The sequence below is a fragment of the Massilia phyllosphaerae genome, from assembly GCF_034659755.1.
Lineage (GTDB): Bacteria > Pseudomonadota > Gammaproteobacteria > Burkholderiales > Burkholderiaceae_D > Telluria > Telluria phyllosphaerae.
The window spans coordinates 145,270-157,302 of the sequence record NZ_JAXSQX010000009.1 but is presented as its reverse complement, the minus strand read 5'-3'; the positions used below and the strand labels follow the sequence as shown (position 1 = coordinate 157,302).

Genomic DNA, 12,033 nt, shown 5'->3' with positions numbered 1-12,033 from the left:
CCCCGCGCACGGTGCCGGCGACGGTCGAGTACCGCTTCTCAAGCCCCGGCCTTGAAGCGGCGTCCCGCCGGGTGCCGTGGGGCACGGGGCGGGACCCTGTGTGCCCGAGATTTGAACCGGTGGCCTTGCACGCAGGGCCGCCATCGAAGGATTGTTTGAGCGTGCCTAATTTCATACCGATCCGTTACACCAGTGCCGACGGCCTGGCGCTGTATGCCCGTGACTACCCGGCGGGCGGAGGCACCGCGCCCGTGGCAGCGATGGGGCAGATGCAGGCGCAGCCTGTCGCGGCCCGCCTCCCCGTCATTTGCATCCACGGCCTGACGCGCAATTCGGCCGACTTCGACGAATTCGCCCCGGCCATCGCGGCGCTGGGCCGGCGCGTGCTGGCGCTCGACGTGCGCGGCCGCGGCCACTCCGAGCGCGACCCCGATCCGTCGAACTACACCCCGCAGGTGTATGCGGACGACGTGGTCAAGCTGATGGCCGACCTCGGCATCGCGCGTGCCGTCTTCGTCGGCACCTCGATGGGCGGCCTGATCACGATCGCGCTGGCGGCGCGCCACATCGGCCTGATCGCGGCGGCGGTCCTGAACGACGTCGGCCCGGTCCTGTCGGAACGCGGTCTGGCGCGCATCGCCGGCTACACCGGCAAGGCCGTCGCGCCGGCCTCGTGGCACGATGCGGCCTGCTACGTCAGGGACATCAACGCCTGCGCCTTCCCCGACTACCAGGAACAGGAATGGGACAAGTGGGCGCGGCGCGCCTTCGAACCCGATGCCAGCGGCCGGCTGGCGCCGCGCTACGATCCGAACATTGCCATTGCGCTGCAAACCGGTAGACTCAGAACCACCTCGCTGGCCTCGCGCATGGCGTTCCGGCGCCTGGCGCGCGAGCGCCCGGTGCTGCTGGTGCGCGGCGCCCTGTCCGACCTCCTGGAAACCAGGCAGGCCGACTGGATGCGGCATGCGGCGCCGTTGATGCAGTATGTCGAGGTGCCGAACGTCGGACATGCGCCGATGCTGACCGAAGCGCCGGCGCTGCAGGCGATCGAACGCTTCCTGGCCAGCGTGCCATGAGCAAAAAAAATCAGAAACAAGGAGACCAGCATGACCCGTATTAAATCGATGCCGGCAGCCTTCCTGGCTGCCTTCGCCGCCGCCCTGTCCGCCGGTAGCGCCTGCGCCGCGCCGGACCTGAAGGTCGCCCTCATCGCCGGCAAGACCGGCGCCCTCGAAGCCTATGCCAAGGAAACCGAGACCGGCTTCATGATGGGCCTGGAGTACCTTACCGGCGGCAAAATGGAAATCAACGGCCGCAAGATCAAGGTGATCGTCAAGGACGACCAGGGCAAGCCCGACCTCGGGCGCACGCTGCTGGCGGAAGCCTATGGCGACGACAAGGTCGACATCGCGGTCGGCACCACCTCGTCCGGCTCGGCGCTGGCGATGCTGCCGGTGGCCAAGGAATACAAGAAGGTGTTGATCGTCGAACCGGCCGTGGCCGACGAGATCACCGGCAGCAAGTGGAACAAGTACATCTTCCGCACCGCGCGCAGCTCGATGCAGGATGCCCTGGCGGCCGCCTCCACCTTCAAGCAAGGCAGCGTCGGCTTCCTGACCCAGGACTATGCATTCGGGCGCGACGCCGTCAAGGCCGCCAAGGAAGCGCTGGCCGCCACCGGCAGCAAGGCCGTCGTCGTGCACGAGGAATACGCGCCGGCCGCCTCCACCGACTTCACGGCGCCGACCCAGCGCATCTTCGACGCCCTGAAGGACAAGCCGCAGCCGCGCGTGCTGCAGATCGTGTGGGCCGGCCCGAATCCGCTGACCAAGGTCGCCAACATGAAGCCGGAGCGCTATGGCATCGCGGTCGCTCCCGGCGGCAACATCCTGCCCGTCATGAAGACCTGGAAGGCCTACGCCGGCACCGAAGGTACCATCTTCTATTACTACGGCTTCCCGAAAAACAAGATGAACGACTGGCTGGTCGCCGAGCACATCAAGCGCTACAAGATGCCGCCCGACATGTTCACCGCCGGCGGCATGGCGGCGGCCGGCGCCGTGGTCGCGGCGCTGCAGAAAGTCCCGAACGCCAACGGCGACCAGATGGCGGCGGCGATGGAAGGCATGAGCTTCGAGACCCCGAAAGGCACTATGAGCTTCCGCAAGGAAGATCACCAGGCGTTGCAGACGATGTACCACTTCCGCATCAAGAAAGACCAGAAGAACGAGTGGGACTTGCTGGAACTGGTGCGCGAGATTCCGGTTGCCGACATGCCGCTGCCGGTCAAGAACAAGCGCTGACATGGACACGCCGTCGAGCAAGCCAGGGCAGCCTTCGCTGTCCACGCGCGACCTGAGCATCCGCTTCGGCGGCCACGTCGCGGTGAATGCGGTATCGGCCGATTTTTATCCCGGTACGCTGACCGTGATCGTGGGTCCGAACGGGGCCGGCAAGACCACCTATTTCAACCTGGTGTCGGGCCAGCTGCAGGCCACGTCAGGCCGCGTGTTCCTGCGCGGCCAGGACATCACCGGCTCCGGACCGGCGCGCCGCACCCGCCTGGGCATCGGCCGGGCGTTCCAGCTGACCAACCTGTTCCCGCACTTGACGGTGCTGGAAAACGTGCGGCTGGCGGTGCAGAGCCGGGCCGGCATCGGCCTGTCGATGCTGTCGCTGTGGTCCGGGCACCGCGACGTGATCGCGCGCGCCGAACACTACCTCGAGCGGGTGGCGATGGCGGGCAAGCGCAACGCCTGGGTCGGCACGCTGTCGCACGGCGACCAGCGCAAGCTCGAAGTCGCGATCCTGCTGGCGCTGGAACCCGAGATCATGATGTTCGACGAACCGACCGCCGGCATGAGCGTGGACGAGGTGCCGGTGGTGCTCGACCTGATCCACCAGGTGAAAGCCGAGCGCCGGCGCACCGTGCTGCTGGTCGAGCACAAGATGGACGTGGTGCGCGCGCTGGCCGACCGCATCGTCGTGCTGCACAACGGCACCCTGGTGGCGGACGGCGAACCGGCCACCGTGATGCAGTCGCAGATCGTACAGGAGGCCTATCTTGGCACACCCGAACCTGCGTGACGTGAACGCGGCGCCGGCCGCCGACTCGATCCTGACCCTGTCCGGCGTCCACACCCACATCGGCCAGTACCATATCCTGCAGGGCGTGGACCTGGTGGTGCCGCGCGGCGGCCTGGCGGTGCTGCTGGGCCGCAACGGCGCCGGCAAGACCACCACGCTGCGCACCATCATGGGCCTGTGGAAGGCCAGCCGCGGATCGATCATGTTCGACGGCCGCGACATCAGCAAGATGACGACGCCCGACATCGCGCGCGCCGGCATCGCCTATGTCCCGGAAAGCATGGCGGTGTTCTCGGAACTGACGGTACGTGAGAACCTCTACCTGGCGGCGCGCACGGGCCCGCTGGACGCGGCGCGGGTCGACTGGATCTGCGCCTTCTTCCCGGCCCTGAAGCGCTTCTGGAACACCCCGGCCGGCAATCTGTCGGGCGGGCAGAAGCAAATGGTCGCGATCGCGCGCGCGATCGTGGAACCGCGCCAGCTGCTGCTGGTCGACGAGCCGACCAAGGGCCTGGCGCCGGCCATCGTCCAGAGCCTGATGGCGGCCTTCCGCGAGCTGAAGGATACCCGCACCACGATCCTGCTGGTCGAGCAGAACTTCAACTTCGTCAGGAGCCTGGGCGACAGCGTGAGCGTGATGGACGACGGCCGCGTCGTGCATGCCGGCCTGATGCACGACCTGGCCGGCGACGAGGCACTCCAGCAGCGGCTGCTGGGCCTGTCGCTCGACTCCCACCAATGACATGAAACCGACTACCGTGACCGCTCCACTCCCGCTCCCCCAGGCCGCCCCGGCCCTGCAGGCCGAGACGCCCCTGCCGGCGGCCCGGCGCGACATCGCGCCGCTGCTGCTGGTGCCGCTGCTGATGCTGGCCGTCCTGCCCTTCGTCAGCTTCCCGACCTGGATCACGCTGACCGTGGCCGGGCTGGCAATGGGCATGATGATCTTTATCATGGCCAGCGGCCTGACCCTGGTGTTCGGCCTGATGAACGTGCTGAACTTCGGCCATGGCGCCTTCGTCTCGGTCGGCGCCTTCAGCGCCACGCTGGTGCTGCTGCCGATGCGCAACTGGCTGGAAGCCGATTCGCTGGCAGCCAACCTCGGCGCGCTCGGCCTGGCCGTGCTGCTGGCGATGGGCGTCACATTTCTACTCGGTTTGGTCTTCGAGCGCGTGCTGATCATGCCGGTGTATGGCCAGCACCTGAAGCAGATCCTGATCACGATGGGCGGCATGATCGTCTCGGAACAATTGATTAACGTGATCTGGGGCGCTGAGCAATTGCCGCTCCCCCTGCCGGCAGCCCTGCACGGCGCCCTGTTCCTGGGCGATGCCGCCATCGAGAAATACCGGCTGGTGGCGGTCGTGGTCGGGGTGGTGGTGTTCGCAGCGATGTTCCTCACGCTCAACCGGACCCGCATCGGCCTCCTGATCCGCGCCGGCGTCGAGAACGGCGACATGGTCGAGGCGCTCGGCTACCGGATCCGCCGCCTGTTCGTCGCCGTGTTCGCGGCGGGGTCGGCGCTGGCCGGCCTGGGCGGCGTGATGTGGGGACTGTACAAGGAAACCCTGTCGGCCTCGATGGGCGCCGACATCACCGTGATGATCTTTATCGTCATCATCATCGGCGGACTGGGGTCCGTCGGCGGCTGCTTCATCGGCGCGCTGCTGATGGCGCTGGCCGGCAACTACGCCGGCTTCCTGGCACCCAAGGTCGCGCTGGTGTCGAACATCATCCTGATGATCGCCATCCTGCTGTGGCGCCCGGCCGGCCTGTATTCCAAATCGCGGAGCTGAGATGCTGGTCAAATTCCTTTCCAACGACCTGCCGCGCAGCCGCCTGCTGGCCGCCGTGCTGGTCGCCATCGTGCTCGGGCTGCTGCTGGCGCCCTTCCTGTTCAGCGGCGCGCGTCCGCTCAACACCGCGGCCACCATCTGCATCTACATCGTGCTGGTGGCATCCTACGACCTGCTGCTGGGCTATACCGGCATCGTCTCGTTCGCCCACACCATGTTCTACGGGATCGGTGCCTACGGCATCGGCATTGCCCTGGCGCGCGTCGACGAGCCGACCTGGGGCGTGGCCTTGGGCGGGCTGGCGCTGGCGCTGCTGCTGACGGTGGCGCTGGCGCTGGTGATCGGCCTGTTCGCGCTGCGCGTGCGGGCGATCTTCTACGCCATGATCACGCTGGCGGTGGCGTCCTCGTTCGCGGTGCTGGCTTCGCAGTTGTCCGATTTCACCGGCGGCGAGGATGGCCGCACCTTCGGCGTGCCGGAACTGCTCACGCCCGGCTTCACGCTATTTGAAAACGATGTGCTCGGCCGCGCCATCGACGGCAAGGTCATCACTTACTACATCGTGTTCTTCGGCTGCGTGCTGCTGTTCCTGTTCTTGCTGCGGCTGGTCAATTCGCCGTTCGGGCGGGTGCTGCAGGCGATCCGCGAGAACGAATTCCGCGCCGAAGCGCTCGGCTACCGCACCGTGGTCTACCGGGTCTGGGCCAACGTGCTGGCGGCGCTGGTGGCGGCGCTGGCTGGCGCCCTGATGGCCCTGTGGCTGCGCTACGTCGGCCCCAAGACCTCGCTTGGTTTCGAGGTGATGACCGACATCCTGCTGATCGTCGTGATCGGCGGCATGGGCACCATGTACGGCGCGGTGGTCGGCGCCACGCTGTTCATCCTGGCGCAGAACTACCTCAAGACGCTGATGGGACAAGCCTCGGATGCGCTCGCCGGCACGCCGCTGCTGGCGGCGGCGCTGCATCCGGACCGCTGGATGCTGTGGCTGGGGGTGCTGTTCATCCTGTCGATCTATTTCTTCCCGATCGGGATCGTCGGCAAGCTGCGCCTGCGCCGCTTCCTTGCGCCCCAGCGCTGATCCTTCCAGCAGGCACCTTCCTGTCTCCTTCACGTGCAGCGTCCGAGCGGGCGCTGCCACGATCCGTCCCACGCCCCCGCAAGTCCCGCCAGACGATACGTCGTTTGTCCAGCCCAGCCATTAGCTAAAGATCAAGGTTTGTTGTCGTTCAACTCATAAGATTAGCCCATCAATGGTCTCGTCGATGAGCCAGCGCGAGCAGTCCACCATCCTACTGGCTTCCTTGAAAGGGCTTTCCAATGAAACATGCGAAAACCTTGTGTGCGGCAGTGGCACTGTCGCTGGCGGCAATCGGCTCCGCGGCAGCGCAGACGTCGCGCGTACAGGTCCTGAACGAAGGCTTCGAGAACATCGGCGGCCTGACCGGATGGACGCAGGTAAACAATAGCGCCCCGGTTGGCAACGCCTGGTTCCAGGGCAATGCTGGTATCTTCCCGGCGCAGGCGGGCGCGGCCGATTCCTATGCCGGCGTCAACTTCCTCAGCGCCGCCGGCGGCAGCGGCAACATCGACAACTGGCTGATCACCCCCTCCCTCACCCTGTCCGGCCTCACCGACATCAGTTTTTATACGCGCCACGCCGCGGATCCTGGCTTCAGCGAGCTGCTGGAAGTACGCTTTGCCTACGGCGACAGCAGCAATCCGGCGGACTTCAATACGCTGATCACCACCATCGGCAACACCGGCGGCTACCCGACCGAGTGGGCGCTGTTCGACACCAGCCTCGCGCTCGAGGGCCCGGGCCGCTTTGCCTTCCGCTACGCCGGGCCCGCCGAGCTCTCGGGCTATGTCGGCCTGGATTCGGTCAGCGTGGTGACGGCGGTGCCGGAACCGGCGACCTGGATGCTGCTGGCCATGGGCCTCGGCGGCCTGGGCCTGGCGCGCCGCCGGCTGCAATCGTAGAAGGGGAACCGTCATGTCCAAGCAAAGAATCCTGAACGCCAGCGCCATGGCCACCTTGTGCGCGCTCGCTGCGTTCTCGCTGCAGGCCAAGGCACAGCAGCAGGCGCAGCCGGCAAGCCCGCACAGCCAGGAAGGCATGGTCGTCGTGCGCGATGCCCAGACCGGCAAGATGCGCGCCCCCACGCCGGACGAGCTGAAGGCACTGCAAGGCCGCACCCCAGCACCGGCCGCCCTGGCTGCCGGCAGGCCGCAACAGCACCAGGCCCTGGCCCCGCGCCGCGACGGCACGCGCGGCGTACGTCTCGGCGACCGCACCATGGTTTACGACGTGGTCACGCGCGGTGCCGACGGCAAGCTGTCCAGCGAATGCGTGCACGGCGCCGCCGCTGCCGAAGCTGCCCTGGGCGGTGCCGTCCCTGCCACCGACGCCCACGAGGAGCATGTCCATGAAACCCGCTGATCCATCCTGCGCCGCACCGGCCGGCGAACCCGGCAAATCCGGCGCACCGTCGCGCCTGCAGCGCCTTGCCAACACCGCGGCCGGCGTCGGCGTGGCGCTGGCGCTGGCCTGCGGCGCCCTCGCCGTCGGCGCCTCGAGCGCGCATGCCGCCGCCACCATCGTGATCATCAACCTGAACGAGCCGGGCGTGGGCTTCAACGACACCACCCGGGCCACGCCGGTCGGCGGCAACACCGGCACCACGCTGGGCCAGCAGCGCCTGATCGCCTTCCAGCGCGCGGCCGACCTGTGGGGCGCCACCCTCATCAGCAGCGTGCCGATCCGCATCGGCGCGTCCTTCGAACCGCTGTCCTGCACCGCCAGCAGCGCGGTGCTGGGCTCGGCCGGCGCCACCGAGATCTTTTCCGATTTCACGAACGCGCCGCGCGCCAACACCTGGTATCCGAGCGCACTGGGCAGCAAGCTGGCCGGCACCGACATCGCCACGCCGGGCCAGCCGCATATCCGGGCGCGCTTCAACTCGCGGCTCGGGCTGTTTCCCGATTGCCTGCCCGGCGGCGGCTTCTACCTCGGGCTGGACCGCAATGTCGGCGACGGCATCGACCTGGTGACGGTACTGCTGCACGAGTTCGCGCACGGCCTCGGCTTCCAGTCCTTCACCGACGAGGAAACCGGCGAGCAGATCGAGAACCTGCCGTCGATCTGGGATTACTACCTGCTGGACAACCGCCTGAACCGCACCTGGGTCGAACTGACCGCGGCCCAGCGCGCCGCCTCGGCCGTGACCTGGCGCGGCCTGTCCTGGAACGGTCCGGTCGTGACCCGTAACGTGCCGCAGGTGCTCGATCCGTCCTCGAACCTCGCGGTCTCGGGCAGCGCCGCCGGCAATGCGGCCGGCGATTACCAGGTCGGCGACGCCTCGTTCGGGCCGCCGCTGGCGAACCCGCCGGTGCGCGGCCAGCTGATGCCTGTGGTCGACCAGGCCAACGGCACCGGCCTGGCGTGTACGCCGCTGAGCGCGGCCAATGCGCTGGCGGTGCGCGGCAACGTCGCGCTGGTCGACCGCGGCAGCTGCGACTTCGTCACCAAGGCTGCCACCGTGCAGGCCGCCGGTGCGATCGGGATGGTGGTGGCCGACAACCAGCCGGGCGACGTGGCCGGGATGAGCGGCAGCGATCCGTCGATCGCGATCCCGTCGGTGCGGGTCACGCAGCCGGACGGCGCGACCCTCAAGGCGGCGCTGCAGCGGCGCTCGCGCACCGCGTCCGGTGTGGTGGCCAGCCTCGGCCTGAACACGACCCGCCTGGCCGGCACCGACGCCCGCGGCCGTATCCTGCTGTACACGCCGAGCATCTACTCGCCGGGCTCGTCGGTATCGCACTACACCACCGAAGCCAAGCCGAATCAGCTGATGGAACCCTTCATCAACGACGACCTGACCCACGAGGTGACGCCGCCGCGCGACCTGACTTATCCGCTGCTGCAGGATATAGGCTGGTAACGAGCGGCTGGTGATCGCAGGTAATCAAAGAAAGGTAATACAGGGCCAACAAAGCAAAAGGGCCGGTCCCCACAAGGAGCCGGCCCTTCCAGGCGCGCGTTACGGCTGCGCGCAGTGCAAATTACTGCTTCGACTTGTTGAAAGCGGCGACGCCGTTCAGGATTTCCTGCTTGGCGGCTTCCGGGCCTTCCCAGCCTTCGACCTTGACCCACTTGCCTTTTTCCAGGTCCTTGTAGTGTTCGAAGAAGTGCTGGATCTGGCGCAGGGTCAGTTCCGGAACGTCGTCGACCTTCTGCAGGTTGCTGTACAGCGGCAGCAGTTTTTCGACCGGCACGGCCAGGATCTTCGAATCGCCGCCGGCTTCGTCGGTCATCTTCAGCACGCCCAGCACGCGGCAGCGCACCACCACGCCCGGGATCAGGGCGAACGGGGTGATGACCAGCACGTCGCACGGGTCGCCGTCGTCGGCGACGGTGTCCGGGATGTAGCCGTAGTTGCACGGGTAGTGCATGGCGGTGCCCATGAAGCGGTCGACGAAGATCGCGCCCGATTCCTTGTCCACTTCATACTTGACCGGATCGGCATTCATCGGGATTTCGATGACGACGTTGAAATCGTTCGGCACATCGCGGCCGGCGTTGACGTTATTCAGGCTCATGCTAGTCCTTGTTTACTGGGAGTCGGTTGCTGGGAAAACAATAAAGGGGGCATTATAGCGAATCGCACCAGGCTTGTGCGCCGCACAAGCCCGCCAGCCGCGCCGGCCGCGGCAGGACGGTACTTTTGCCGGACGGCAGCTCACACCAGGTCTGCCAGTGCGCACAGGCGGTAATGGCGGTTCGCCTCCTCCTGCTGTCCCAGCGCCTCGTGCAGCTGGGCCAGCTTCAGATGGGTCTCGCGCACCAGCGCGGTGTCGACCGCATCCGACAGCGCGCCTTCCAGGTAGCGCTGGGCCTTGCCCCACAGTTTCTGGCGCAGGCACAGCGAGCCGAGGGTCAGCGCCAGCTCGGCGTCGTTCGGGTGGGCGCGCAGCCAGGCTTCGCATTTTTCGATCTGGGCCAGCAGCGTGGGCGAGCCTTCCGGGCCGGCGGCGTCGCGGTAGGCACGCACCACGCGCTCGTCCCAGCCGGCCTTGAGGGCGTCCTCGACGATCAGGCGCGCCTCGTCGTGCAGGCCGCGCGCATTGAAGGCGGCGGCCGCGCGCGCCGCGATCGCCGGCTGCAGGCGATCGGCGGCGGGTACGCCGGCCCACAGGCGGCGGATCGATTCGGCATCCATGCCGCCTTCGGACAGCAGCGACTCGTAGGCCATCTCGCGCAGGCGGCTTGAGAGGGCCGGATGCAAGGCGTTGCGCTTGTCGAGGGTACGCACCAGGCGCAGCACTTCGGGCCAGTTGCGCGCCTGCTGGTTGGCCTTCATCGCCCACTGCAGCGCGTGGATGTGGCGCTGGCCGCTGGCGTTCAGTTCCGCTACCGCTTCCAGCGCGGCTTCCGGCTTGTGCTCGTCGACCAGCAGCTCGGTGACCGTCATCAGGCGCGCGGTCTTGAGATTGGTGTAGTGCGCGATGCCGGCCAGCCAGGCGTCGCGCCGCGCCGGTTCGCGCATGCGGTGGGCGGCGCGGGCGCCGATCAGGGCCGCCAGGCCGGCATTCTCGGGCAGCTCGGCTGCCTGCATCGCGGCCTTCTCGGCATGGCCGAAGCGGCCTTCGAACAGGGCTTTCAGGGCGTCGCGCAGGCCGCGGTTGGCTTCACGCTCGCGCTTGCGGAAACGGTAGGCCGCCACCTGCTTCGGCATGCCGAGGGTGGCGCGTACCGCCCGCACCAGGCCGTAGACCAGCAGGAACAGCAGCACCGCCAGCACCACGAACAGGTTGAGCGACAAATCGATCCGGTGCGGCGGGTAGAAGAACACCACGTTGCCGGGGTTGAAGCGCGCGGTCACGGCGATGCCGATCGCCGCGGCCATCAGGGCGACTAACCAGAGGAGTAAGCGCATCGTCGGGACTCAGGACTTGGATTTGTAATTGCGCACGGCGTTCAGGCTCTCCGACAGGTCCGGCACGTCGATCGACACGTTGTTGGCCTGCACCTGGCGCAGCATCGACTGCGCGGCGATGGTCGAGCGGGCGCGCGCGTCGAAGTACTTGACCAGCATCTCCTGGGCAGTGCCGATGTCGTCGCGGAAGGTGCCCTCGTTGCGCGACAGCAGTGCCAGGCGCGCGTTCAGCAGGCGCAGCTTGAGGTTTTCGCGCACGAAATACGATTCGCTCGGCGACAGCATCAGCGCTTCCGGCGTGGCCACGGTGCGCACCCGGATCAGCTGGCGGATGTCGTCCCACATCTCCTGGCTCCAGTTGCGCCAGGTCTCGGTCACGCGCTGGCCCAGGCCCAGTTCCTGCGGCACCGGCGCGGCCGCGCCGGCGGGCTTGCCGGCGCCGGCGGCGCCATGGGCCGCCGCCACCCGGCGCGGCGCCTGCGGCTCGGCCGGCTTTTCGTCGGCCAGCAGCGGCAGGTTGTCGATCTGGCCGATCACGTTATCCAGGCGTAGCGCGATGCCGGCCTGGTCGACCGAGGGCAGCGCCTTGAGCTTCTCGATGTCGCGCGCGATGGCGCGGCGGATGGTGATGAATTGCGGCTTGTCCGAGCGCGACAGCGAGCGGTCGGCATTCTGCAGCGCGATCAGCGCGCCCTGCACGTTGCCGGCCAGCTGCAGCTGCTGGCTGGCGGTGGACAGCACCTGCTCGATCTCGGACAGCGCCCATTCGTCGCGGTTCTTCGAGATGTCCTGGTACATCTGTTGCAGCGCCGCTTGCTGGCTCTGGGATTCGCTCTGGCGGCTTTCCAGCACGCCCACCTTGACCTGCAGTTCCTTGGCGGTTTCCTGGGTGTCGCGCACCAGCTGCGCGGTCTCGGCGTTCGAGGCGTTGTCCTTCTGCAGCGTGCGCGCGACCTCTTCGCGCAGCTTGTTGAAACGGGAATGGGTCGACCAGGTCTGCAGCGCCAGCAGCACCGCCAGCGCCACGATGGCCAGGTTCTGCGGCTTGTTCAGCAGACCGCCCAGGCCGGACGGCGCCTCGGGCACGCGCGGTTCGACGGCCGGGCCGGCCGACGATGCCGCGGCAGGGGCCGGCGCTGGATACGTCTCCGGCGCCAACGGGGCGCCCATGTTCGGTTTCTCTGGATTATTCGGCAATTCGTTCATGC

Annotated in this window: 12 protein-coding genes; 9 read left to right on the top strand and 3 right to left on the bottom strand. The window is 67.5% G+C overall.

Annotated elements, in window-relative coordinates:
* Window positions 1-161 precede the first annotated feature (161 nt).
* The 9 genes from U1H99_RS27430 to U1H99_RS27390 all read left to right on the top strand — a co-directional run bounded on the left by U1H99_RS27430 (window position 162) and on the right by U1H99_RS27390 (window position 8,830).
* Window positions 162-1,079: an alpha/beta fold hydrolase gene (locus U1H99_RS27430; RefSeq protein ID WP_323144804.1), complete on the top strand. Its 918-nt coding sequence runs from the start codon at window positions 162-164 to the stop codon at window positions 1,077-1,079.
* 30 nt (window positions 1,080-1,109) lie between these two features.
* Window positions 1,110-2,306, top strand: a complete 1,197-nt coding sequence (locus U1H99_RS27425; RefSeq protein ID WP_323144803.1) for a substrate-binding domain-containing protein — start codon at window positions 1,110-1,112, stop codon at window positions 2,304-2,306.
* Window position 2,307: 1 nt separating this feature from the next.
* Window positions 2,308-3,090 (top strand): ABC transporter ATP-binding protein, encoded by a 783-nt coding sequence (locus U1H99_RS27420; RefSeq protein ID WP_323144802.1) that lies wholly within the window; start codon window positions 2,308-2,310, stop codon window positions 3,088-3,090.
* 1 nt (window position 3,091) lies between these two features.
* On the top strand, window positions 3,092-3,832 hold the full coding sequence (locus tag U1H99_RS27415) for an ABC transporter ATP-binding protein (protein ID WP_375341660.1): 741 nt from the start codon (window positions 3,092-3,094) through the stop codon (window positions 3,830-3,832).
* Window position 3,833: 1 nt separating this feature from the next.
* Window positions 3,834-4,886 carry a branched-chain amino acid ABC transporter permease gene (locus U1H99_RS27410; RefSeq protein ID WP_375341657.1) on the top strand — a complete coding sequence of 351 codons (1,053 nt, stop codon included), beginning with the start codon at window positions 3,834-3,836 and terminating at the stop codon, window positions 4,884-4,886.
* A 1-nt stretch (window position 4,887) separates the two neighbouring features.
* Window positions 4,888-5,967 (top strand): branched-chain amino acid ABC transporter permease, encoded by a 1,080-nt coding sequence (locus tag U1H99_RS27405; protein ID WP_323144800.1) that lies wholly within the window; start codon window positions 4,888-4,890, stop codon window positions 5,965-5,967.
* A gap of 239 nt (window positions 5,968-6,206) precedes the next feature.
* Window positions 6,207-6,869, top strand: a complete 663-nt coding sequence (locus U1H99_RS27400; protein WP_323144799.1) for a choice-of-anchor J family PEP-CTERM protein — start codon at window positions 6,207-6,209, stop codon at window positions 6,867-6,869.
* Between the two features lie 13 nt (window positions 6,870-6,882).
* Window positions 6,883-7,329, top strand: a complete 447-nt coding sequence (locus tag U1H99_RS27395) for a post-PEP-CTERM-1 domain-containing protein (protein ID WP_323144798.1) — start codon at window positions 6,883-6,885, stop codon at window positions 7,327-7,329.
* Window positions 7,316-8,830 (top strand): PA domain-containing protein, encoded by a 1,515-nt coding sequence (locus U1H99_RS27390; protein ID WP_323144797.1) that lies wholly within the window; start codon window positions 7,316-7,318, stop codon window positions 8,828-8,830. Before U1H99_RS27395 ends, U1H99_RS27390 begins: the two co-directional genes overlap by 14 nt.
* A gap of 121 nt (window positions 8,831-8,951) precedes the next feature.
* On the opposite strand, the gene ppa is transcribed toward U1H99_RS27390, so the two are convergent.
* The 3 genes from ppa to U1H99_RS27375 all read right to left on the bottom strand — a co-directional run bounded on the left by ppa (window position 8,952) and on the right by U1H99_RS27375 (window position 12,031).
* The gene (gene ppa, locus U1H99_RS27385) at window positions 8,952-9,488 is read right to left on the bottom strand and encodes an inorganic diphosphatase (protein WP_323144796.1); all 537 of its coding nucleotides are present in this window, start codon (window positions 9,486-9,488) and stop codon (window positions 8,952-8,954) included.
* 140 nt (window positions 9,489-9,628) lie between these two features.
* On the bottom strand, window positions 9,629-10,825 hold the full coding sequence (locus tag U1H99_RS27380; protein WP_323144795.1) for a heme biosynthesis protein HemY: 1,197 nt from the start codon (window positions 10,823-10,825) through the stop codon (window positions 9,629-9,631).
* 9 nt (window positions 10,826-10,834) lie between these two features.
* Window positions 10,835-12,031, bottom strand: coding sequence for a uroporphyrinogen-III C-methyltransferase (locus tag U1H99_RS27375; RefSeq protein ID WP_375341659.1), 1,197 nt, complete (start codon window positions 12,029-12,031; stop codon window positions 10,835-10,837).
* Between the last annotated feature and the right edge of the window lie 2 nt (window positions 12,032-12,033).